24 protein-coding genes are annotated in these 22,442 nt (G+C 72.1%); 10 read left to right on the top strand and 14 right to left on the bottom strand.

Features of this window, described 5'->3' with window-relative positions:
- Positions 1–300 precede the first annotated feature (300 nt).
- Together FIV44_RS14845 and FIV44_RS14850 are read left to right on the top strand one after the other, a co-directional pair.
- Complete coding sequence (locus FIV44_RS14845; RefSeq protein WP_141005109.1) at positions 301–1,659, top strand: MATE family efflux transporter; 1,359 nt, start codon at positions 301–303, stop codon at positions 1,657–1,659.
- Entirely contained in the window at positions 1,656–2,204 is a 549-nt protein-coding gene (locus FIV44_RS14850) for a hypothetical protein (RefSeq protein ID WP_141005110.1), read from the top strand. The genes FIV44_RS14845 and FIV44_RS14850 overlap by 4 nt, the downstream gene beginning before the upstream one ends.
- On the opposite strand, the gene FIV44_RS14855 is transcribed toward FIV44_RS14850, so the two are convergent.
- From FIV44_RS14855 to FIV44_RS14880, 6 genes are all read right to left on the bottom strand, one after another.
- A complete protein-coding gene (locus FIV44_RS14855) occupies positions 2,194–2,820 on the bottom strand; it encodes a hypothetical protein (RefSeq protein WP_141005111.1) in 627 nt (208 codons plus the stop codon). The genes FIV44_RS14850 and FIV44_RS14855 overlap by 11 nt on opposite strands.
- A gap of 101 nt (positions 2,821–2,921) precedes the next feature.
- Positions 2,922–3,368: a 50S ribosomal protein L9 gene (gene rplI, locus FIV44_RS14860; RefSeq protein WP_141005112.1), complete on the bottom strand. Its 447-nt coding sequence runs from the start codon at positions 3,366–3,368 to the stop codon at positions 2,922–2,924.
- A 27-nt stretch (positions 3,369–3,395) separates the two neighbouring features.
- The gene (gene rpsR / locus FIV44_RS14865) at positions 3,396–3,632 is read right to left on the bottom strand and encodes a 30S ribosomal protein S18 (RefSeq protein ID WP_028656466.1); all 237 of its coding nucleotides are present in this window, start codon (positions 3,630–3,632) and stop codon (positions 3,396–3,398) included.
- Between the two features lie 79 nt (positions 3,633–3,711).
- Positions 3,712–4,278 (bottom strand): single-stranded DNA-binding protein, encoded by a 567-nt coding sequence (locus tag FIV44_RS14870; RefSeq protein WP_141005113.1) that lies wholly within the window; start codon positions 4,276–4,278, stop codon positions 3,712–3,714.
- Positions 4,279–4,396: 118 nt separating this feature from the next.
- Complete coding sequence (gene rpsF / locus FIV44_RS14875; protein WP_141005114.1) at positions 4,397–4,684, bottom strand: 30S ribosomal protein S6; 288 nt, start codon at positions 4,682–4,684, stop codon at positions 4,397–4,399.
- Between the two features lie 120 nt (positions 4,685–4,804).
- Entirely contained in the window at positions 4,805–5,284 is a 480-nt protein-coding gene (locus tag FIV44_RS14880; RefSeq protein WP_141005115.1) for a hypothetical protein, read from the bottom strand.
- A 3-nt stretch (positions 5,285–5,287) separates the two neighbouring features.
- Here FIV44_RS14880 and FIV44_RS14885 point away from each other — a divergent pair, with 3 nt between their 5' ends.
- Entirely contained in the window at positions 5,288–5,914 is a 627-nt protein-coding gene (locus FIV44_RS14885; RefSeq protein ID WP_141005116.1) for a TetR/AcrR family transcriptional regulator, read from the top strand.
- A 30-nt stretch (positions 5,915–5,944) separates the two neighbouring features.
- Here FIV44_RS14885 and FIV44_RS14890 read toward each other — a convergent pair whose 3' ends face one another.
- Both FIV44_RS14890 and FIV44_RS14895 read right to left on the bottom strand, forming a co-directional pair.
- Entirely contained in the window at positions 5,945–7,309 is a 1,365-nt protein-coding gene (locus FIV44_RS14890) for a S1C family serine protease (protein WP_141005117.1), read from the bottom strand.
- Positions 7,309–7,941: an FHA domain-containing protein gene (locus tag FIV44_RS14895; protein WP_181411191.1), complete on the bottom strand. Its 633-nt coding sequence runs from the start codon at positions 7,939–7,941 to the stop codon at positions 7,309–7,311. Before FIV44_RS14895 ends, FIV44_RS14890 begins: the two co-directional genes overlap by 1 nt.
- A gap of 97 nt (positions 7,942–8,038) precedes the next feature.
- Between FIV44_RS14895 and FIV44_RS14900 the strand changes: the two genes are divergently transcribed.
- A complete protein-coding gene (locus tag FIV44_RS14900; RefSeq protein ID WP_141005119.1) occupies positions 8,039–8,854 on the top strand; it encodes a deoxyribonuclease IV in 816 nt (271 codons plus the stop codon).
- A 1-nt stretch (position 8,855) separates the two neighbouring features.
- On the opposite strand, the gene FIV44_RS14905 is transcribed toward FIV44_RS14900, so the two are convergent.
- Positions 8,856–9,392 (bottom strand): carboxymuconolactone decarboxylase family protein, encoded by a 537-nt coding sequence (locus FIV44_RS14905; RefSeq protein ID WP_141005120.1) that lies wholly within the window; start codon positions 9,390–9,392, stop codon positions 8,856–8,858.
- A gap of 131 nt (positions 9,393–9,523) precedes the next feature.
- On the opposite strand from FIV44_RS14905, the gene FIV44_RS14910 reads away from it, so the two are divergent.
- The 3 genes from FIV44_RS14910 to FIV44_RS14920 all read left to right on the top strand — a co-directional run bounded on the left by FIV44_RS14910 (position 9,524) and on the right by FIV44_RS14920 (position 12,699).
- Positions 9,524–10,375: an AraC family transcriptional regulator gene (locus tag FIV44_RS14910; RefSeq protein ID WP_141005121.1), complete on the top strand. Its 852-nt coding sequence runs from the start codon at positions 9,524–9,526 to the stop codon at positions 10,373–10,375.
- 117 nt (positions 10,376–10,492) lie between these two features.
- Positions 10,493–11,626, top strand: a complete 1,134-nt coding sequence (locus FIV44_RS14915) for a lipid II:glycine glycyltransferase FemX (protein ID WP_141005122.1) — start codon at positions 10,493–10,495, stop codon at positions 11,624–11,626.
- Positions 11,623–12,699, top strand: coding sequence for an alanine racemase (locus tag FIV44_RS14920; RefSeq protein WP_141005123.1), 1,077 nt, complete (start codon positions 11,623–11,625; stop codon positions 12,697–12,699). The genes FIV44_RS14915 and FIV44_RS14920 overlap by 4 nt, the downstream gene beginning before the upstream one ends.
- On the opposite strand, the gene FIV44_RS14925 is transcribed toward FIV44_RS14920, so the two are convergent.
- Together FIV44_RS14925 and FIV44_RS14930 are read right to left on the bottom strand one after the other, a co-directional pair.
- Positions 12,657–14,192, bottom strand: a complete 1,536-nt coding sequence (locus tag FIV44_RS14925; RefSeq protein ID WP_246086965.1) for a glycosyltransferase family 87 protein — start codon at positions 14,190–14,192, stop codon at positions 12,657–12,659. The genes FIV44_RS14920 and FIV44_RS14925 overlap by 43 nt on opposite strands.
- Before the next feature lie 3 nt (positions 14,193–14,195).
- The gene (locus tag FIV44_RS14930; protein WP_246086966.1) at positions 14,196–16,436 is read right to left on the bottom strand and encodes a transglycosylase domain-containing protein; all 2,241 of its coding nucleotides are present in this window, start codon (positions 16,434–16,436) and stop codon (positions 14,196–14,198) included.
- 237 nt (positions 16,437–16,673) lie between these two features.
- Between FIV44_RS14930 and FIV44_RS14935 the strand changes: the two genes are divergently transcribed.
- Positions 16,674–17,267, top strand: a complete 594-nt coding sequence (locus tag FIV44_RS14935; RefSeq protein WP_141005124.1) for a PadR family transcriptional regulator — start codon at positions 16,674–16,676, stop codon at positions 17,265–17,267.
- 75 nt (positions 17,268–17,342) lie between these two features.
- Positions 17,343–18,425, top strand: a complete 1,083-nt coding sequence (locus tag FIV44_RS14940; protein ID WP_141005125.1) for an inositol-3-phosphate synthase — start codon at positions 17,343–17,345, stop codon at positions 18,423–18,425.
- 92 nt (positions 18,426–18,517) lie between these two features.
- Here the strand turns inward: FIV44_RS14940 and FIV44_RS14945 are convergent, their stop codons facing one another.
- Together FIV44_RS14945 and FIV44_RS14950 are read right to left on the bottom strand one after the other, a co-directional pair.
- Positions 18,518–19,498: an endonuclease/exonuclease/phosphatase family protein gene (locus tag FIV44_RS14945; protein ID WP_141005126.1), complete on the bottom strand. Its 981-nt coding sequence runs from the start codon at positions 19,496–19,498 to the stop codon at positions 18,518–18,520.
- A 76-nt stretch (positions 19,499–19,574) separates the two neighbouring features.
- Positions 19,575–20,057: an SRPBCC family protein gene (locus FIV44_RS14950; RefSeq protein ID WP_141005127.1), complete on the bottom strand. Its 483-nt coding sequence runs from the start codon at positions 20,055–20,057 to the stop codon at positions 19,575–19,577.
- A gap of 165 nt (positions 20,058–20,222) precedes the next feature.
- On the opposite strand from FIV44_RS14950, the gene FIV44_RS14955 reads away from it, so the two are divergent.
- Complete coding sequence (locus tag FIV44_RS14955; protein WP_141005128.1) at positions 20,223–20,978, top strand: SDR family oxidoreductase; 756 nt, start codon at positions 20,223–20,225, stop codon at positions 20,976–20,978.
- Between the two features lie 26 nt (positions 20,979–21,004).
- Here FIV44_RS14955 and FIV44_RS14960 read toward each other — a convergent pair whose 3' ends face one another.
- Positions 21,005–22,438, bottom strand: a complete 1,434-nt coding sequence (locus FIV44_RS14960; RefSeq protein ID WP_425465175.1) for a CCA tRNA nucleotidyltransferase — start codon at positions 22,436–22,438, stop codon at positions 21,005–21,007.
- Positions 22,439–22,442: the final 4 nt, after the last annotated feature.

Here is a 22,442-nt window from a genome sequence, read left to right on the forward strand (position 1 = left end):
GATATCCACAAGGGTTGGGGATAACCCGGGGCAGGGCGTGGACGACACGCGGGCATGGTGTGCACGGGGTGGGGAGGAAGCTGTGGAGATGAAGCAGGATGAGGCGGTCAAACGCCCGCTGACCTGCGGAAACGTCCCCTCACACCTGTGGACGGCAAAAACTGTGGGTGTGATCCCGTTCACCTTCCGGTCACCGGGCGGTCGAGCCGGGTCCGCCACGGTGACTCCCCCAGTACCACACCACCGCCCCCTGTTTCCACAAGACGACCCCACTTATCCACCGGCTCTCGGAGACGCGCGGTGAAAACGTCCCGAGCCCTCGACCGCGAGATCGCGCGGCTGGCGTTCCCCGCCTTCCTCGCCCTCGTCGCCGAGCCGCTGTTCCTGCTCGGCGACGCTGCCGTCGTCGGCCACCTCGGCACCCCGGAGCTCGCCGGTCTCGGCATCGCCGGCACCGTCATCACGACCGTTGTCGGCCTGTGCATCTTCCTCGCCTACGGCACCACCGCCGGCGTGGCCCGCCAGATCGGCGCGGGCCACCGCGCCGACGCCCTCGCCCAGGGGCTCGACGGGCTGTGGCTGGCGGTCCTCATCGGCATCCCCGCGACCCTGCTCACGGCCCTCGGCGCCGACCCCCTCGTCGCCGTGTTCGGGGCGTCCCCGGACGTCGTGGAGCCCGCGACGACGTACCTCCGGGTCGCCGCCCTCGGCCTCGTCCCGCTCCTGCTCATCCTGGCCGGCACCGGCGTGCTCCGCGGCCTCCAGGACACCCGGACGCCGCTCGTGGTGGCCGTGGCCGGCAATATCGCCAACCTGGTCCTCAACATCGCCCTCGTGTACGGCGCCGGGCCGGTCCCGCGCCTGGAGATCGCCGGCTCGGCGCTGGGCTCGGTGCTCGCGCAGACCGGGATGGCGGTCGCGCTGGTGCTGGTCGTGGTGCGCGCCGCCCGCCGCGAGGGCGCCACCCTGCGCCCGCAGCTGCCGGGCGTGCGCGCGGCGGCCCGCGCCGGCGTACCCCTCATCGTGCGGACCCTCACCCTGCGCGCCTCGCTACTGGTCACGACGTACGCCGTCGTGCTGACCGCGACCTCCGACCACCGCGCGGGCGGGGCCGGCAGCGCCGCGGTCCCGGTCGCGACGCACCAGCTCGCGATGACCCTGTGGGGCTTCCTCGCCTACGTGCTCGACGCGATCGCCATCGCGGCGCAGGCGATCACCGGCCGCTACCTCGGCGCGGGCGACGTCGCCGGCACCCGCGCCGTCACCGGCCGGATGGTCGGCTGGGGCGTGGTCAGCGGCGTGGTGACCGGGCTGCTGCTGGCGGCGGCGAGCCCGTGGCTGGGCGCGCTGTTCACCCCCGACGCCGGCGTGCGCGACGCGCTGGTGCCGGTGCTGCTGGTGGCCGCGGCCGCCCAGCCGGTGGCCGGGGTGGTGTTCGTGCTCGACGGCGTGCTCATCGGCGCCGGCGACGGCCGCTACCTGGCCTGGGCCGGGGTGGCGGTGCTCGCGGGCTACGCTCCCGTCGTGCTGCTGACGAGTGGGCTGGGCGCGGGGCTGCCCTGGCTGTGGGTCATGTTCTCCGTGGTGTTCATGGGCGGCCGCCTGATCACCCTGGTGCACCGCTCGCGGGGCGACGCGTGGCTGGTGGCCGGGGCGTGAAGCCGCTCTACTGGATCGCGATCGGCCTGGCCGTCGTCGTCTTCACCGCCGCGCCCGACGACAAGGTCGACGTGGCCGAGGTGCTCGGCTGCCTGCTGGTGCTCATCGGCTGGATCCGGCTGGCCAGGGCGGCGCCGGACATCCGGCTGCGCCTCACCCTGGGCTACCTCGCGGTGCTCGCCCTGGCCGTCGCGATCGCCCTCAGCCCGCCGGCCGCGCGGGACTGGCTGGACGACGCCGACCCGGCGGTCGTCTGGGCGTCGTCGCTGCCGGCCCTCGGCTTCCAGGCCACGCTGTGCCACGCGCTCGGCACCCGCGCCCGCGCGGCCGGGGCCCGCAGCGGCTGGTGGTGGTTCCTCGCCGAGGCCGCGATCCTCGTCGCCGTCGTCGCCAACGTCCTGTACGACGGCGCCGGCTGGCGCTGGCTCTACGGGATCGGCACCGTCGGGCTGGCCGGCGTCCTGCTCGTGATCCTGCTCTGCGCGCTCCAGGGCTCGGCCCCGTGGGCCGGGGCCGAGCCCGCGGCGGACGACGTCAGCCCTTGACGGCGACGAGCAGCTTCTCGGCGAGGCCGACCGTCTGGTTGAGCGGGTCGCCCTCGTACTGCACACCGTCCTCGTAGTCGAGCTCGATCTGCAGCAGCACCGCATCGGCGCAGGCGCGCAGCTCGCCCTCGAAGTCCGGCGGGTTGCTGACCTTCCACCAGCCGCCGGTGGCGCCCGCGATGTCGTTGGCCGGCTCGACGATGCCGTCGTCGTCGGTGGGCTGCGGGCAGCCGAAGGAGCCCTGGGTGAAGTCCTCGGGGCCGGTGAGCTTCACGGTGACCTCGGCGAGCTCGGGGGCCTCGAACGAGCAGTCGTCGCTGGTCCAGGCCAGGCCGTTCTCGCTGGTGTCGTCGCCGCCGACCTCGGGGGCGCCGAAGGTCATGCCGTAGGCCTCCGCGAGGTCGTCGGCGGTCACCACGTCGCAGGCGGCCGGCAGGCCGGCGGCGGCCGTCGTCGACGGCTCGGTCGGAGCGGTGGTCTCGGGCGTCGAGGCCGTCTCGGTGGGGGACGGGGTGGGCGTGGGCGTCTCGTCCACGGGCTGGTCGTCGTCGCCGCAGGCCGCCAGCACCGGGGTCAGCAGCAGGAGGGCAGCAGGCCAGAACCGTCGTACGCGCATCGGGGAAGCTCCTGGGGTATCGGGGAAGGAAGGAGTGGGTCAAAAGTAACGGCGTGGCCGGGCCCCGAGGGCCCGGCCACGCCGTGGATGCGTCAGTTGCGTCAGCTCGGGATGACGTTGAGCGCCACCGCGGCGGACACGTCGTCGTGGAGCTTGACCGACACCGCGTGGTTGCCCAGCGACTTGATCGGGTTGCCGAGCACGATGGTCCGCTTGTCGATCGCCTCGCCGGCGGCCTCGCCGAGCGCGGCGGCGATGTCGGCGGGGGTGACCGCGCCGAACAGACGGCCGCCCTGGCCGGCCTTCACCTTGACGTCGACCGGCGAGCCCTCGAGCTTCGCCTTCAGCTCGGCGGCGTGGTTCTCGTCGCGGACCGCGCGGGCGGCGCGGGCGGACTTGATCGAGTCGGCCTGCGCCTGGGCGCCCTTGGTCCAGCGGATCGCGAAGCCGCGCGGGATGAGGTAGTTGCGGCCGTAGCCGTCCTTGACCTCCACCACGTCGCCAGCAGCGCCGAGGTTCTCGACCTCCTGGGTCAGGATGATCTTCATGGGTTCAGCTCTCCTTCTCGACTCTGCTCAGCGGCCGCTGGAGGTGTAGGGCAGCAGCGCGACCTCACGGGCGTTCTTCACCGCGATCGCGACGTCCCGCTGGTGCTGGACGCAGTTGCCGGTCACCCGACGGGCGCGGATCTTGCCGCGGTCGGAGATGAACTTCTTCAGAAGGGCGGTGTCCTTGTAGTCGACACCGGTGGCCTTCTCCTTGCAGAACTGGCAAACCTTCTTCTTCGGCTTGCGGACGACTGCCTTCGCCATTGTGGTGCTCCTCCTCAGAGCCCGGCCGCGCCAGTCAAGCGGCGGCCGGAATGGTTGATGTGTTGTTGCCTAGGCGGTGCTACTCAGAAGGGGGCTCGTCGCTCGACGAGACACCCGGTGCGGCCCACGGGTCGTTGGCGGGAGCCCCGCCGGCGTACCCGCCACCGCCGCCCTGCTGCTGCGGAGCGCCGCCGCCGGCCGGGGCACCCCACGGGTCACCCGCCGGAGCTCCGCCGCCGCCCTGCGGCTGGCCGCCGCCGTAGCCGCCACCGCCGCCACCGCGCGAGGCGCGGTTGACCTTGGCCGTGGCGTACCGCAGCGCGGGGCCGACCTCCTCGACGTCGATCTCCATGGCGGTGCGCTTCTCGCCCTCGCGAGTCTCGTACTGCCGCGACTTCAGCCGGCCGGTCACGATCACGCGCATGCCCTTGGTGAGGGACTCGGCGACGTTCTCGGCGTACTGCCGCCAGACCGCGCAGGACAGGAACAGCGCCTCGCCGTCCTTCCACTCGTTGGTCTGGCGGTCGAAGGTGCGCGGCGTCGAGGCGATCCGGAAGTTCGCGACCGCAGCCCCGCTGGGGGTGAAGCGCAGCTCCGGGTCGTCGACGAGGTTGCCGACGACGGTGATGACGGTCTCGCCTGCCATGGTGATCTCCTGGTGAGGGTGGGTGCGGACGGACGATCCGGGTCAGACCCGGACGACGGCCCCCATGGTGTCCCGTGGTGCCGACAATGAACAGTGGCCATCCACAGGAACGGGATCCTCAGACGGTGGGTCGCAGGACCTTGGTCCGCAGGACGGACTCGTTGAGGGTCAGCTGGCGGTCGAACTCGTCGACGGTCGCCGGCGCGGCGGTCAGCTTGACGATGGCGTAGATGCCCTCGGCGTGCTTCTTGATCTCGTACGCCAGGCGACGCTTGCCCCACACGTCGACGTTGTCGACCGTGCCGCCGTCGTTGCGGACGACGTTCAGGTACTTGTCGAGCGACGGCTGGACCGTCCGCTCGTCGAGGCTCGGGTCGAGGATGACCACGACTTCGTAGTTGCGCAAAGCGGTCTCCACCTCCTCTGGACTCAGGCGGCCGTGGACTCTCCACGGCAGGAGGGCTCTGCTTGCCCGCTGGTTCGGACCAGCAGGCGGTACGGCGCCAGCGGCACCGGACGGGACAGGCTAACAGCGCGCGGCGGACCGGGCCGAATCGCCGGCCCAGCGGCGCCGCCGCCACACCAACGGTACGACGACCAGTCGGCCGCACGCAGTCGAGCCGGCGAGCGCGATGGCGAACGAGGTGTAGCCCGGATCGGGCCACATCAGCAGCACCGCCGAGACCCATCCCACCGCCCCCGCCGCTACCACGTGGATGCTCTGCGAGCGGACCCGACGACAGGCGAGATGGACCACCGGGATGCCGATACAGGCGAACGGCACCGAATTCGCCGCGGCATACATGCCGACTACGACGGCCATCCCCGGACCGAGCGGCTCCTTGAATGCCGCCGCCAGCAGCGGCGGCAGGGCGAGGATGCTCACCAACCAGGCCATCAGGTAGCCCCCGATCCCCGGTGTGTTCGGCATGCGCCCTCCAGCAATTGAGCGATCGCTCAAATCCTGCCACGGATTGAGCGATCGCTCAAGACCGGGCAGGATCACGCCATGAGCGCCACCCGCGAGAAGCTGCTGGACGCGACCCTGCGCGTGGTCGCCGAGCAGGGGATCGCGAAGGCCTCGGCACGCGCGATCGCGGCGGAGGCGGAGGTCAACCAGGCGCTGGTCTTCTACCACTTCGGCTCGGTCGACGAGCTGCTCGCGGCCGCCTGCGTCCACGGCGCGGAGCAGCGCGTAGCCGCGCATCGGGCGGCGCTGGCGGGCGTGACCGGGTTCGCCGACCTGGTCGCGGTGGCGCGCCACGTCCACGCGAGCGAGCGGGCCGCGGGCAATGTCGCCCTGCTCGGGCAGCTGCTCGCCGGTGCGTCGTCCCACCCGGCGCTCGCCGAGGCCACCCGGCAGGGCCTGGACCTGTGGATCGTCGAGGTGGAGGGAGTGCTGCGACGGCTGACGGCGGGGACCGTGCTCGCCGGCCTCGTCGACGTACCCGGCCTGGCCCGGGCGATCGGCAGCGCCTTCGTCGGCCTGGAGCTCTACGACGGCGTCGACGCGACCGGCGCCGCGCACGCCCTCGACGCGCTGGGGCAGCTCGCCGCCGTGCTGGCCGTGGTCGAGGAGCTCGGGCCCCTGGAGCGCGCGGCGGTCCGGCGCCGCGTGCGCCGGACCACCCGCTGAGACCCGGCACCCGGAGCGGAGCGGAGCGGCCTACCCGAACAGCACCGGGTCCTCGATCGACGTGCCGTCGATGACGAGCACCGCGATCGCACCCACCAGGCCCTCGGGCAGGTCGAGCGAGACGGCGGCGCAGACGTCGCCGTCGCCGAGGTTCCACGCGCCGTCGAGCGAGCCGAGCAGCTCGCCCTCGGGGTTGTAGAGCTCGATCGTGAACGGCGTCCCGTCGGGCAGTCCGGACACGGCGAAGTGCGCGAACAGGGTGGCCGGGAGGGTCACGCCGGTGAGGATCTGCGGGTCCGACAGGGTGCTGGTGGTGGTGCAGTCGCTGTTGCCGTCGAGGCTCCAGCCGGCGGCCGTGGCGGTGGCCTGGCCCATCGGGTCGGCGGGCGGGTCCGGCAGGTCGTCGAGGTACGGCGACACGTAGTCCGGGTCGCCGCCCTTCTTCGCGATCTCGACGATGTCGGCGGTCAGGTTGACCGGCCGGATCCGGGCCGAGCCGCCGGTGAAGGCGCCGCCCTCGCCGCTGTCGCCGACCGTCGCCTCGGTGACGACGGCGCTGTTGACGCCGACCAGCTCGCCGTCGTCGTTGATCGAGGCGCCGCCGGAGTTGCCGGAGCCGATCCGGATGTCGCTGTCGATCCAGGCGCGGTTGCCGGGGACGGCGGTCTCCTTGAGGAAGGTGGACACGACGCCGCGGGTGACGGTGAGCGCGCGGTCGAGGCCGTCGTCGGAGGCGACGTGCGCGACGGCCGGGAAGCCGAGCGCGGTGAGCTCGTCGCCGGTGCGCAGGTCGTCGCTGTCGCCGAGCGGCACCGGCGCGGGCAGGTCGAGGTCGTCGTCGTCGATCTCCTTGCCGTCGGCGTCGGCGACGATCTTGAGGACCGCCAGGTCGAGGACGCCGTCGGAGACGATCGCCTCCGCCGTGTACGACGGCGCGGCGGGCTTGTCGTCCTCCGCCGAGGTGAGCGCGACCAACAGGCCCGCCGGGTCGTCGCCGGGCGGACGCTGGCCGGGCGCGCTGGGCTTCCCGACGTGGGCGTTGGTGAGGATCAGGCCGTCCTCGCTGATGATCGTGCCGGAGCCGGTGTACATCGGCTGCCCGTCGTCGTCGACGGCGATGATCAGCACGCTGGCCAGCTTGGCCCGGTCGAGCTCCTCGGTGCTCAGCCCCGCGGGCTCGGTGGGGCCGCCGGTCCGGCCGGGATCGTCGTCGTCGCCGAGCAGCAGCGCCGCAGCGGTGACGCCGCCGCCGACCAGGACGAGCGCGGCCACGATGCCGCCGACGAGCGCGGCCGTGCGCCGCCGCTTCCTCTTCGCGATCGACTTCTGCGCGGCCCCGGCCGCCACGATCGGCACGACCTCCACCTCGGCGCCCGCCGTGGGGTGGCCGAGCATCAGCGTGGTCGGGTCCTCGAGCTTGCGCTGGCCGACCCGGTCCTCCTCCAGGAAGGTGCCGGCGGTCGACCGGTCGACGTACCACCAGCCGTCGGGCGGCCCTCGACGACGCCGTGCAGCCGGGAGACCGAGGGGTCGTCGACGACGACCTCGTTGGCCGGGTCGCGGCCGATCCGGATGACCGTCCCGGGCGGGAACCTCCTCGACGTACCACCGGCGCGGACGAGCAGCCCGGGCCCGCTGACGTAGCCCGGGCCGGCGGGACCGGTGCCGGGGAGCACGGTCTGCGCGAGGCCGGCGGGCGGCAGCGTGGCCGGGTCCGGGGCGGCCGGACGCGGGACTCCGGCGGGGGTCAGCACGACCTCCTCGCCGTTGGCGCCGCCGAAGCGCACCGACGTCGGGCCGCCGAGCCGGACCTCGGTCACCCGGTTGCCGTTCAGCCAGGTCCCGCCGCTGGAGCCGACGTCGACGAGCACCCAGCCCGAGCCGTCGGAGCGCAGCTCGGCGTGCCGCCGGGACGCGGAGGGGGCGGTGAGAACGATCCCGGAGCCGGTGTCGCGCCCGATGCTGACGACGCGCGGCTCCTCGAACGACCAGGTCCGGCCGCCCGCGGAGACGTGAAGGGTGGTCACGCGAGGACGGTAGTGCCACCCCGGCCGATGCACGAGCGTTTGCGCCGAAGACGGGCACGATCTCCGGTCGTCGGTGCCCCTCCCTACGATGAACCGCATGAGCCAGCTGCGCATCGGAGCCCACGTCGACCAGACCGACCCGGTCGCCGAGGCGGCGGCCCGCAACGCCCCGCTGGTCCAGTTCTTCCTCGGCAATCCGCAGTCCTACAAGGGCCCCGTCCTGTCCTACGACGGCGGGCCGGCCGCCCTGCGCGCCGCGGCCGAGGCGGCGGGCATCGACCTGTACGTGCACGCGCCATACCTCATCAACGTCGCCACCACCAACAACCGCCAGCGGATCCCCAGCCGCAAGCTGCTGCAGCAGCACATGGACGCCGCGGCCGAGCTCGGCGCCAAGGGGCTGATCGTCCACGGCGGCCACGTCACCGACGACGACGATCCCGCGAAGGGCTACGACAACTGGCGCAAGGCGATCGAGGCGACGGACATCAAGGTGCCGCTGCTCATCGAGAACACCGCCGGCGGCACCAACGCGATGACCCGCTATCTCGACCGGATCAAGGGGGTGTGGGAGGCGATCTCGCAGGCGGAGGGCTTCGAGAGGGTCGGCTTCTGCCTCGACACCTGCCACGCCCACGCCGGCGGCAACGCGCTGGAGACGATCGTCGACGACGTCCTCGCGATCACCGGCCGGATCGACCTGGTCCACGCCAACGACAGCCGCGACGCGTTCGACTCCGGCGCCGACCGGCATGCCAATTTCGGCGCCGGCCAGATCGACCCGGACCTGCTCGCCCAGGTGGTCCGCGACGCCGGTGCGCCCGTCGTGTGCGAGACGCCCGGCGGCGCCGACGAGCACGTCGCCGACTTCGCCTGGCTGGTCGAGCGGGTCGAGCGCGTCTCCGGCGCATGACTCAGCGCAGCGGCACACTCGGGAAGTCGACCGGCACGCCGAGCGCGACGTTGACGTAGTTGGTGAAGAGGTTGAGCGCGACCTGACCGATCGCCTCGACGATCTCCTCGTCGTTCCAGCCCTGGTCGCGTACGGCGGCGACCTCGTCCGCGGTGACCTGGCCGCGGTTCTCGACCAGCCGGAGCACGAAGGCGAGCAGCGCCGCCGTACGCGGGTCGTCCGACCCCCCGGTCTGAGCGGCGGTCAGGGTCTCGCCACTCAGGCCGGCCTTGCGGCCGAGGGCGGTGTGCGCGGCCAGGCAGTACGAGCAGCTGTTGCGGTTGGCGACGGCGACGGCGATCTGCTCGCCGACGGCCGGGCCGAGCGCGCCGCCGCCGTACGCGCCGAACGCCGACCACATGCTGGTCAGCGCCGCCGGCGAGTTGGCGACCGCACGGAACATGGCGGGCACCGTGCCGAAGGCGGCATGGATCTGGTCGAGCTGCTCCTTGACACTGCCGGAGGCGGATGCGCGCTCGACGAGGGGGACGACGGACATGGGGCTTCTCCTCCGGGTTCGCCCGCTCTGTCGGGATGCGGCGGGCACGGACCCGATCCTGCTCGCCTCCGCCAGATGATTTGACGCAGATCGACCGGAATTCCTACCTGATCGTCTGAGATCATGCGTGGGTGCCCGCGTTGGATCGCATCTCCCCGCTGCTCGAGCTGTTCCGCGTACGGACCCGACTCCTGCACACCGGGCCGCTGTGCGGCGTGACCACCTTCGCCGCGCGCCCGGGACAGGGTTTCCTGCACGTGCTCCGGCAGGGCGAGATGGCGGTGACCCACCAGGTCCCCGGCGGCCGGCTGGAGCGCCTGGAGGTCGCCGAGCCCAGCCTGCTGTTCTACCCGCAGCCGCTCGAGCACGCCTTCCACAACGCTCCCGTCGAGGAGTCCGACTTCGCGTGCGCGACGGTCGACTTCGAGGGCGGTGCCGACCATCCGCTGGTCCGCACGCTGCCGCCGGTGCTCGTCGTACCCCTGGCGTCGGTCGACACCCTGACGTCCTCGCTCGACCTGCTCTTCGCCGAGGTCGACAACGTCCGGTGCGGGCGGCGGGTGCTGGCCGACCGGCTGTTCGAGGTCGTGCTGATCCAGCTGTACCGCTGGCTCCTCGACCACTCCGACCGGCTCGACCTGCCTCCCGGCCTGATCCCCGGCCTCGTGGATCCCCAGCTCGCGCCGTGCCTCGTCGCCGTCCACGAGGATCCGGGCCACGACTGGAGCCTGACCACGATGGCGCGGACGGCAGCCATGGCGCGCAGCACCTTCGCCGCCCGGTTCCGGGCCACGGTCGGTCAGACGCCGGCGGAGTACGTCACCCGCTGGCGGATGACCGTGGCCCAGAGCCGGTTGCGCGCCGGGGCGTCGGTCGCCGTCACCGCCCGGGAGCTCGGGTACGCCCATCCAGCCGCCTTCTCCCGCGCCTTCACCCAGCGGATCGGATGCTCGCCCCGTGCCTGGCTGCGCGAGCGGATCTGAGACGTGGCCGATCGCGCGGCGTACCCACCGAATCCGCCGCGGATCCACCCGGTGGACGACCATGGTGGTCGGTACGCCGCCAACGGAGCCGCCCCGCACAGCAGATAGCCTCGCCTCATGCCGAGCGTGCGCCCGATCTCCCCGACCGAGCACCGCGAATTCCTCGCCTCCCTCCCGTCCGCCAGCTTCCTGCAGACGCCCGGCTGGGCGCAGGTGAAGAGCGAGTGGCGCAGCGAGTCGCTGGGCTGGTTCGACGACGACGGCGCCCGGGCCGGCGCCGCCCTGGTGCTCTACCGGAAGCTGCCGCGGCTCAACCGCTACCTCGCCTATCTCCCCGAGGGGCCGGTGATCGACTGGGGCAGCGACGACCTCGCCGCCTGGCTCACCCCGATGGTGGCGCACCTCAAGCGGCAGGGCGCGTTCGCCGTACGCATCGGGCCTCCCGTCGTCACCCGGCGCTGGAGCACGGCGCAGGTCAAGGAGGGCATCGCGGACCCCGACGTCCGGCTGCTCGGGCAGATCCCGCCCGCCGAGCGCACTCCCGCGGGCGCGCGGGTGGTGGCTCAGCTGCACGAGCTGGGCTGGCGCCACCAGGGCGTCGAGGGCGGGTTCGCCGCCGGGCAGCCGCAGTTCGTCTTCCAGATCCCGCTGCGCCACCCCGACGGCGCCCAGCGCACCGAGGACGAGGTCCTCAAGGGGATGAACCAGCTCTGGCGCCGCAACATCAAGAAGGCCGCCAAGGAGGGCGTCGAGGTGGTCCGTGGCGGCCGCGAGGACCTCAAGGCCTTCCACGACCTCTACGTCCACACCGCCGAGCGCGACCACTTCACGCCGCGGCCGCTGCGCTACTTCGAGACCATGTACGACGCCCTGCGCGCCGACGCGCCCGAGCGGTTCACCCTCTGGCTGGCCCGCCACGACGGCGACCTGGTCGCGTCCACCATCGCGATCCGGGTCGGCGAGCACGCCTGGTACTCCTACGGCGCCTCCTCCACCGAGAAACGCGAGGTCCGCGGCTCCAACGCCGTCCAGTGGGCGATGATCCGCGACGCGATCGACGCCGGCGCGGCCGTCTACGACCTGCGCGGCATCACCGAGACCCTCGACGCCGACGACCCCCACGTGGGGCTGATCCAGTTCAAGGTCGGCACCGGCGGCGAGGCCGTCGAGCACGCCGGCGAGTGGGACCTGCCGCTCAACCGCCCGCTGTACAAGGCGTTCGAGGTCTACCTGGCCAGGAGGGGCGGATGAGCCTCACCCTCACCGTCGACGGCCCGCGCTGGCGGGCCCACCTGGAGGCGGTCGCCGACGCGCAGCCGGGCATCGTCCCGGTCGCCAAGGGCAACGGCTACGGCTTCACGCTCGGCCGGCTGGCCCGCAGGACGCAGTGGCTGGCCGACCGCGGCCACGACGTCCGCACCCTCGCCGTCGGCACGTACGACGAGCTGCCGGAGGTCGCGCAGCGCTGGCACGGCGACCTCCTCGTGCTCACCCCGTGGCGCCCCTGGGTCCCGCTCCCCGATCCCGCGCTGGCGAAGCGGCTGGTCCACACCGTCAGCCGGCTCGCCGACCTGCGCGACCTGCTCCACGCCGACCCCACCGCGCGCGTCGTACTCGAGCGGATGACCTCGATGCTGCGCCACGGCATGGCCGCCCGCGAGCTCTGGGAGGCCGGCGACCTGCTCCGCAAGCACCCCGGCGCCCGGGTCGAGGGCCTCGCCCTGCACCTGCCCCTCGGCCAGGGCACCCACCTCGGCGAGGTGACCCGGCTGGTCAACGACTACGTCGCCGCCGAGATCCCCGCCCGCGGCCGGCCCGAGGTCTGGGTCAGCCACCTGACCGACGACGAGCTGGCCACGCTGCGCCGCCAGTACGCCGACTTCACCGTCCGGCCCCGGATCGGCACCGCCCTCTGGCTCGGCGACCGCGGCGCGCTCCGGGTGACCGCGACCGTCCTCGACGTCCACCCCGTCGAGCGCGGCGAGGCGTTCGGCTACCGCGGCCGCACCGCCCCCAAGTCCGGGCACGTCCTCGTCGTCAGCGGCGGCACCGCCCACGGCATCGGCCTCGAGGCGCCCACCGGTGAGCAGAGCATCCGCGCCCGCGCGGCGACCCTGGCACGGGGCGGCCTCGACGCGGTCGGCTTCGTGCGCTCGCCGTACGCCATCGACGGCAAGCAGCGGCTCTTCGCCGAGCCGCCGCACATGCAGGCGTCGATGCTGTTCCTCCCGCACGGCGCGCGGGTGCCGGAGGTCGGCGAGGAGGTCGACGTCCGGGTCCGCTACACGGCGACCGGGTTCGACCGCGTCGTCGTCACCGACTGAGGCGCGATCCGCTCGCCCGCGACCGGATCGTGCGCGGGCCGGTACAGGTCCCGCACGATCACCGCGGCGAGGTACAGCTCGCCGGCCACCCGCACCACGATCCCGACCCAGTAGAACCCGGCGTCGCCGCCGCCCGCGGGCGCGAGGTAGCCGCCGAGGTACCACCAGATCGTGCAGAAGTAGAAGACCTCGCAGGCCTGCCACACGATCTGGTCGCGCCAGCGCGGCCGCGCCAGGACGGCGAGCGGGAGCAGCCACAGGACGTACTGCGGCGAGTAGACCTTGTTGACCAGCAGGAAGCCCACGACGATCAGGTAGCCCAGCTGGGCGAGGCGGGGTACGGGGGTGCAGGAATCACCGCTGAGGCGGTGAAACTGGCGCTTCTTGCCCGTTGCAACGGGCAAGAAGCGCAGGAAACGCCACGTAAGCGGTGATTCCTGCACCCCCCGCCCCGCCGTCAGGCCGATCACGAACACCCCGAGGCACCAGCCGCCGAAGAGGATCCAGGACCACAGGTTGATCGTGTGGGCGGAGAAGCCGACGTTCCCGGCCTGGTCGACCAGCATCCACAGCGAGCCGAGGTCGGCCTTGCGGTCGGCGTTGAAGGACCAGAACACCTTCCACTGGTCCGGGCCGGTGAGGTACGCCGGCGCGTTGGCGATCACCCACGCGGCCACCGCCCACACCGCGGCCACCACGAACCGTCCCGGCTGGCGCCGCCGCAGGCAGATGACCAGCAGCCCGCCGAGCAGGAACAGCGGGTACAGCTTGGCGGCGGTGCCGAGCCCGATCAGGACGCCGGTCAGCACCGGGCGGTCGCGCGACCACGCCCACAGCGCCCCCGCCACGAGGACGACGGGCAGCAGGTCCCAGTTGATCAGGCCGGTGAGCAGCAGGGTCGGTGAGAGGGCGAAGGCCGCCGCGTCCCAGGGCCGGGTGCGATGGACGCCGGCCAGCAGCCAGGTGGACAGCAGCGCCAGCGCGCCGAAGCCGACGGCGTTGACCAGCAGGAAGATGGTCTGCTCGTCGTCGACCTCCGGGTCGCCGTACAGCTGGTCGACAGGGGTGCGGTAGCGCTCCTCGAGGTCGGGCGAGCCGTTCAGCCAGTGGGTGACCCAGGCGGTGCCCCACGCCCAGTAGGCGATGCCGGCGGGGTACTCCATGACCTCGTAGCGCGCCCGGACCTGCTCGTCGTCGGAGTAGGGCCAGGCATTCTCCGCCAGCCCGCGTGGCACGTACAGCGGCCGCAGGTCGGTGTAGCACATGTGGGAGTAGACCCAGTTCTGGTCGTGCCCCTTCGCCAGCGAGCACGGCGCCTTCTGGACCAGTCCCGCCGCGAACACCACAGCGGTCAGCAGGAGCAGCACCCGCGCCGACGTCCACCACCGGTGCGTGCGCGCCCGGTCGCCCATCGGCCCGCCGACGACCTCGCTCAGCGCCGTGACGACCGGGTCGTCGCGGGTGGGGTGGACGTGCTGGTCGACGCCGGTCACGGATCAGCGCGGACGGCGGCGGCCGTGCCGGACCCGCGGCTGGCCGAGGGCGGTCGGCGTCGTCGGCGGAGGGGTGGTCACCGGATCGGTCGGCGGCGGGACCTCCGTGGTCGGCGGCGGCGGGACCTCCGTCGTCACCGGGGGCGCCGGCACCTCCGGGGGTGCCTCGCTGGTCAGGCTCTTCTTCGGCTTCTTGGTCTTCTTCGGCTCCGGCGGCGGGGGCGGCGGCAGCTTCTCGTGGCCGTCGGAGGGCGCCTCGCCCTTGACCCACGCGGCGCCCGGCAGGCTCTCGACCTCCTCGCCGTCGAGGGCCTTGGTCATCACCGCGGTCCACGTGCTCGCGGGATAGGCGCCACCGAAGTACGACGGCAGCCAGTCCTTGAGCTGCTCGTTGCCCTTGCCGCGCACGTACATCACCGCGGTCGCGAGCTGCGGCGTGTAGCCGACGAACCAGGCCGAGGACACCTCGCCCCTGCCGTTGGTGGCCGTGCCGGTCTTGGCGGCGGCCGGGCGGCGCAGGCCGAGGGCCGACGTACCGGATCCGGACTTCACGACCTGCTGGAGGGCGTAGCCCACGTCGTCGGCGACGCCCTCGGGGATCGCCTCGTGCGTGGTGACCTTGTGGTTGTAGCGGACCACGCCGTCGCGGTCGACGACCTTCTCGATGATGTAGGCGTCGGCCGCCACGCCGCGGTTGGCGATGGTGGCGTAGCCGTTGGCCATGTTGATCGGGCTGACCGTCTGCGAGCCCAGCGAGACGCCGGTGTTGGCCTGCAGGCCCGGGCTCGAGGTCGGGATGCCGTACGGCTTGGTGGCCGGCTGGTCCGGCGGGATGCCCATCGCGTTGGCGGTCTCGATGATCTGCGTCGGCCCGTCCGGCATCCCCAGGGTGAGGTCGATGTAGGCGGTGTTGATCGAGTCCGCGGTGGCCTTGATCAGGTCGACCCGGCCGTAGCTGCGGTTGCCCTGGTTCTCGACCGGGCGGCCGCCGCCGGGCAGGTCGTAGGGGGAGTTGCCGTCGAAGGTGTCCTTGAGCTCGAAACCGGACTCGATGCCGGCCGCGAGCGCGAACGGCTTGAACGTCGAGCCAGCCTGGCCGCCCTCGACGGCCCAGTTGAGCTGCGACTGCAGGAAGTCCTGGCCGCCGTAGAAGCCACGCACCGCGCCGGTGCCGGGCTCCACCGAGGCGACGCCGACGTGCAGCTGCTTGGGCCCGAAGCCCTCCGGCCGCTCCTCGGCGACCCCCTGGGCCGCGGCGCTCATCGCCTTCTTGGTGAACGTCGTGGTGACCCGGAGGCCGCCGCCGTTGATCTCCTGCTCGCTGAACCCGAGCCGGAGCAGCTCCTTGCGGACCATCGTCAGCGCGTGGCCGCGCTGGCCGCCGTACTGGGCGTTCTGCTTGATCTCGGGGAACTTCGGCAGGCCCTCGCTCGCCTTCGCGACCTCGTCGGCCGGGGCGGTGCCCATCTCCTCCATGGACGCGAGGACGTACTTGTAGCGCCCGAACAGCCGCTCGGCCGCCCCCTCGTTGTCGGGGTCGAGCCGGTTGGGGTTGTTGAGGATCGCGGCCAGGGTCGCGGACTGCTTGAGGTTGAGCTTCGCTGCGTCCTTGCCGAAGTACGCCTGCGCCGCGGCCTGGATGCCGTAGGCCCCGCGCCCGAAGTAGATGGTGTTGAGGTAGCCCTCGAGGATGTCCTGCTTGCTCAGCTGGTTCTTGATCTTGAGCGAGAGGATCGCTTCCTTCGCCTTCCGCTTCCAGGTGCGCTCCTGGCTGAGGTAGAGGATCTTGACGTACTGCTGGGTGATCGTCGACGCGCCCTGGGTGGCGTTGCCCTGGGCGTTGCTGAACGCCGCCCGCAGGATGCCCTTGGGGTCGATGCCGTTGTCGGTCCAGAAGCTCTGGTTCTCCGCCGCGACCGTCGCGTCCTTCATGTACTGCGGCATCTCGTCGTAGTCGATCGAGTCACGCTTCTGGACCGCGAACTGGCCCAGCTGCGCCTTGCCGTCGGAGTAGAAGACCTGCGTCGTCTCGGTGAGGAACTCGGCGTTCGGGTCGGGGATGTCGATCGACCGGTAGGCCACGAAGAAGCCGCCGGCGCCGAGCAGCGCCATCACCACGCACCCGACGAGACCCCAGATCGTGAGCAGCTTCAGCCGCTGCTTCCAGGTCCGCGGCGCGCGGTCCTTCCCGCGCGACTTCGACCGCTTGGCCGACGCTCCGGACTTCCGTTTTCCCTGAACCACGCAGGACAGGGTACGGCGCGGGGCTGAGTGACCCGATTTCCCGGGCATCCGCTTGCAGGAATCACCGCTGAAGCGGTGAAACTGTCACTTCTTGACCGTTGCAACGGTCAAGAAGTGAGGGAAGCACCGCTGAAGCGGCGATTCCTGCGCCCGGCCGCAGCAGCCGCGCGCCCCGATCCGACACCCGCGATCCATCGGGAGTTCACGTCCCGCGGATATATCGCTACGATAGGTCGCATGGCACGGCGCGGGGACACCATCGAGCTCGCAGTCCTCGGACTGCTGCACGAGGGACCCATGCACGGCTACGAGCTGCGCAAGCGGCTCAACCTGATGCTGGGCTGGGGCCGACTGCTGTCGTACGGCTCCCTCTACCCCGCGCTGAAGAAGATGCTCCGCGGCAACCTCATCGAGGAGACCGTGCCCTCGGGCCCCCAGACCCGGCGGCAGCGGATCGTCTACCAGGTGACCGACCTGGGCACCCAGGAGTTCTCGCGCCTGATGTCGGAGGTGGGTCCGACCGCATGGGAGGACGACAACTTCGACATCCGGTTCCGGTTCTTCTCCTCCACCGACATGGAGATCCGGCTGCGCGTCCTCGAAGGGCGTCGCTCCCGGCTCCAGGAGCGGCTCGACCGCGTCCAGCGCGAGCTGGCGATGACGCAGGCCGAGGCCGACCGGTACGCCGCCGAGCTGCAGCGTCACGGCGTGGAGTCCGTCGAGCGTGAGGTCCGGTGGCTCTCGGAGCTCATCAACGCCGAGCGCAACGTGCAGCAGGCACCACCCGGTCCGGAGACGGCGACGCCGGCGACACCGTCGACGCCGTCCTGACCGGCACGAGCAAGCGGATCAGGTCAGCGCCTGTTCATTTCACGAGATGTCATGAGTAGCAAGGAAGGAAACCCCATGGGTTCGGTTCGAGTAGCGATCGCCGGCGTGGGCAACTGCGCCACGTCCCTCATCCAGGGCGTGCAGTACTACCGGGACGCCGATGCCGCGAGCACCGTCCCGGGGCTCATGCACGTCCAGTTCGGCGACTACCACGTCGGCGACGTCCAGTTCGTCGCGGCGTTCGACGTCGACGACAAGAAGGTCGGCAAGGACCTCTCCGAGGCCATCAACGCCTCCGAGAACAACACCATCAAGATCGCCGACGTCCCCACGCTCGGCATCGAGGTGCAGCGTGGCCCGACCCTCGACGGTCTCGGCAAGTACTACCGCGCCACCATCGAGGAGTCCGCCGCCGAGCCGGTCGACGTCGTGCAGGCGCTCAAGGACGCCGAGGTCGACGTCCTCGTCTCCTACCTCCCGGTGGGCTCCGAGGAGGCCGACAAGTTCTACGCCCAGTGCGCGATCGACGCCGGCGTGGCCTTCGTCAACGCCCTCCCCGTCTTCATCGCCTCCGACCCGGTGTGGGCCAAGAAGTTCGAGGACGCCGGCGTCCCGATCGTCGGCGACGACATCAAGTCCCAGGTCGGCGCCACCATCACCCACCGGGTGATGGCGAAGCTCTTCGAGGACCGCGGCGTCGCGCTGGACCGCACGTACCAGCTCAACGTCGGCGGCAACATGGACTTCAAGAACATGCTCGAGCGCGAGCGCCTGGAGTCCAAGAAGGTCTCCAAGACCCAGGCCGTCACCTCGAACCTCAACGGCTCGCTGGCCGGCAAGGTCGACGACAAGAACGTCCACATCGGCCCGTCCGACTATGTCGCGTGGCTCGACGACCGCAAATGGGCCTACGTCCGCCTCGAGGGTCGCGCGTTCGGCGACGTCCCGCTCAACCTGGAGTACAAGCTCGAGGTCTGGGACTCCCCGAACTCCGCCGGCATCATCATCGACGCCGTCCGGGCCGCGAAGATCGCCAAGGACCGCGGCGTCGGCGGCCCGATCATCCCCGCCTCGGCGTACCTCATGAAGAGCCCGCCGGTGCAGATCGAGGACACCGAGGGCCGCGCCCAGCTCGAGGCCTTCATCAAGGGCGTCTGAGCCTCCCCACTCCGTGGGGTCGTGTGCCTGAGAACCCGTGGAGGCGGGGTCTCAGGCACACGACCGTTTTTGGGGCCGGACCCCGGATCGGCTCAGCAGGCGGGCGGGGGCTGCAGCTGCATCCGGGTCCACACGGGGCGGTGGTCGGAGACGGCGGAGAAGAGCACCTCGGCCTGGAGGGGCGTGAACCAGCCGTCGTGCAGGATGAAGTCGATCCGGCTGCCGGGGCGGTGGGCGGGGACCGTGGCGCCCTTGCCCTTCCCGACCGCCCAGGCGTCGCCGAGGCCGGAGCGGCGCAGGATCCGGACGGCGCGGGAGTCGGGGCCGGTGTTGAGGTCGCCGCCGAGGACCTTGGGCAGCGGGTCGGCAGCGAGCAGCCGGACGACGGTCTTCGCCGCCACCTTGCGGGCCTGGCGGGAGCGGTGGTCGAAGTGCGTGGCGTACACGCTGACCGGTACGCCGCCCACGTCGATCCGGGCGTGCAGCAGACCGCGCAGCTCGCGGCCGCCGGCCATGGGGAGGTGCGTGTTGCCGGAGTCGAGGATCGGGAACCGGGTCAGGATCGCGTTGCCGCGGGGTCCGGCGCCGGTGTTGCGCGAGTTGCCGCCGTACACGTGGTGGAGGCCGGTCAGGGTCCCCAGCACCTCGGCCTGATGCAGGTTGCCGCTGACCGGGCGGCCCTTGTCGACCTCCTGGAGCAGGACGACGTCCGGCTCCCACGCCCGGATCTCCTCGGCGATCCGGTCCAGCTGGACGCTGCCGTCGTGCCCGGTGCCGAAGTGGATGTTGAACGTGAGCACCGTGAGCTGGACCGGCGCCGGCATCGGGCAGGACGGCGAGGACGGCGCGGTCGGCGACGGCGGGACGGTCGGGGTGGGCGTGGGGGGCGGCGGCTCGGTCCGGCTCGGCGTGACGTCGGACGACGGGGGCGGAGGAACGGTCGTCGGCCCGCCCGGTCGGCCGCCCGGCGGCTCCTTCGCGTCCTGGAGCAGGAGCACGGCCGCCACCGCGATCAGTACGACGACCGCGACCGCCACGGTCGCGACCTTCGTCGCGGGGCTGCCCTCACTCACGCGCCCATTGAACCGGCCACCTGGTCAGGCCCGGTGGTCAGGCCCGGTGCTCAGGTCTGGTGCTCAGGTCCGGTGCTCAGCCCTCGGCCTCGGCCTTGATCCGCTCCAGGGTCTGCCGGATCCCGCGGCGCAGCTCGTCGGTGAAGCCCTGCTGCCCGCCGAGCACCACCTTGGTGAGCAGCAGGGACAGCCCGGAGACGCCGTCGGGGGTCTCGCGGCGCTCGGTCAGCCGGGTGCCGCCGTCCTCGGTGGGCTCGAGCTGGAAGGACCAGATGGTCCGGTTCTCGCGGATCCGGAAGGCGAAGTCGCCGGGCGTGGCGCCGGCGGGCGGCTGGAACCGGATCACCTTGCCGCCGGTCGGCCAGCGCTTGATGCCCTGCTTGTTGAGATTGCTGAACGTCGCGCCCTGCTTGACGATGCCGCCCTTGACGGTCGACTTCACGACCTGCGGGCTCCACTTGGCCATCGCCGGGATGTCGGTGACCAGCGACCACACCTTGTCGGTGGGGGCGGCGATCTCGATGGAGTCCTCGAGCAGCTTCTCGTAGGTGTCGGCCATGGCGGTGCCTTCCGTGGGAACAGTGGGGGCTCCCGGCAACCTACCCGCAGGTAGCGTACCGCCAGTACGTGACCCCGGTCACAGGTCGCGCCGGCTCGCCGACGCCTCGACGCGAGGTCCGATTGCCGCCAGACCCGCCCCGTCCGGTCCCGCGAGGCTGGGCCCATGACGACGACAACGGATCCGAGGGTCGCCCTCGTCACCGGCGGCAACCGCGGCCTCGGCCTCGCGACCGCACGACGGCTGGGCCGGGAGGGAGTGACGGTGGTGATCGGTGCCCGGGACGCGGACCGCGGCCGCGCTGCCGTACGCGGCCTGCGGGAGGCCGGGGTGTGGGCCAGCGCGGTGCCGCTGGACGTAGACGACGAGGCCAGCGCGACGGCCGCGGCCGAGCAGATCCGCCGGGAGCACGGCCGGCTGGACATCCTCGTCAACAACGCGGGCATCCTGCCGGAGGCGACCGCTGCCCGGGTCGCCGACCCGCTCGATCCCGAGCTGTTCCTGCGCACCTTCCGCACCAACGTGCTCGGCGCCGTCGGCGTGACCGCGGCCGTGCTCCCCCTGCTGGTCCGCTCGGATGGGGGACGGGTCGTCAACGTCTCGAGCCGGATGGGCTCGCTGAGCGACCAGCTCGACCCGGCGTCGCCGTACCACGGGCTGGTGGTGCCGGCCTACCAGGCCTCGAAGGCGGCGCTCAACGGGCTGACGGTGGCGCTGGCCAAGAAGCTGGCAGGCACCCGGGTCAAGGTCAACTCGGTGTGCCCCGGCTGGGTGCAGACCGACCTCGGCGGCCCCGACAACCGCGCCGCGGCGCCGACACCGGCGCACCAGGCCGCGGACGTCGTGGCCCGGGCAGCGCTGCTGGACGACGACGGGCCGTCGGGCAGCTTCTTCGACGCCGACGGCTCGGTGCCCTGGTAGCCCCGGTCGCCGTGGTGGGGGAGGGCTCAGCCGCGCGCGGCCCACCACTCCTTCAGCGCGGCGGTGGCGTCCGCCTCGCTCATCGGGCCGTTGTCGAGGCGCAGCTCGAGCAGGAACTTGTACGCCGCGCCGACGTCGCGACCCGGGCCGATGCCGAGGATCTCCATGATCTGGTTGCCGTCGAGGTCGGGGCGGATGGCGGCGAGCTCCTCCTCGCCCGCGAGCCGGTCGATCCGGGCCTCCAGGTCGTCATAGGTACGACGCAGCCGGTCGGCCTTGCGCTTGTTGCGGGTCGTGCAGTCGGCGCGGGTGAGCACGTGCAGCCGCTCCAGCTGGTCGCCGGCGTCGCGGACGTAGCGGCGGACGGCGGAGTCGGTCCACTCGCCCGAGCCGTACCCGTGGAAGCGCAGGTGCAGCTCGACCAGGTCGCTGACCGCGTCGATCTGCTCGTTGCTGAACTTCAGCGCCTTCATCCGCTTGCGGGTCAGCTTGGCGCCCACCACGTCGTGGTGGTGGAAGGTGACCGAGCCGTCGGCGAGGAACCGGCGGGTCCGCGGCTTGCCGACGTCGTGCATGAGCGCGGCGAACCGGGAGACGAAGTCCGGCCCCTCCGGCAGCCCCGCCCGCGCGGCCAGTCGCGGCTCGAGGTCGATCGCCTGCTCCAGCACGGTGAGGCTGTGCTCGTAGACGTCCTTGTGGCGGTGGTGCTCGTCGCGCTCCAGCTTGAGCGCCGGCAGCTCCGGCAGCACCCGCTCGGCGAGCCCGGTCTCCACCAGCAGCTCGAGCCCGAGCCGGGGGTGGGGGGCGCAGACCAGCTTCACCAGCTCGTCGCGCACCCGCTCCGCGGAGATGATCGCGATCCGGTCGGCCATCTCCGTCATCGCCCGGACGACGTCGGGGTCCACCGTGAAGCCGAGCTGGGCCGCGAACCGGGCGGCCCGCATCATCCGCAGCGGGTCGTCGGAGAAGGACTGCTCGGGGGTGCCCGGCGTGCGGAGCACGCGGTGGGCGAGGTCCAGCACGCCGCCGTACGGGTCCTCGATCGCGCGGCTCGGCAGCCGCACCGCCATCGCGTTGACGGTGAAGTCGCGCCGGCCGAGGTCGCCGTCGAGCGAGTCCCCGTAGACGACGTCGGGCTTGCGGCTGTCGGGGTCGTAGGCCTCCGAGCGGTACGTCGTCACCTCGACCACCCAGTCGCCCTTGCGGCAGCCGATGGTCCCGAAGTCGCGGCCCATGTCCCACCACGCGTCGCCCCACGCCTTGAGGATCCGGTCGGTCTGCTCGGGGCGGGCGGACGTGGTGAAGTCGAGGTCGTTGGACCGGCGGCCGAGCATCGCGTCGCGCACCGGGCCGCCGACGAGGGCGAGCTCGTGGCCGGCCGCGGCGAACCGGGCGCCGAGATCGTCGATGACCGGCGCGATCCGGTCCAGCTCGGCGGCGACCGCGTTCTGGACGTCCACCAGC

The organism is Nocardioides humi (assembly GCF_006494775.1).
GTDB classification, from domain to species: domain Bacteria; phylum Actinomycetota; class Actinomycetes; order Propionibacteriales; family Nocardioidaceae; genus Nocardioides; species Nocardioides humi.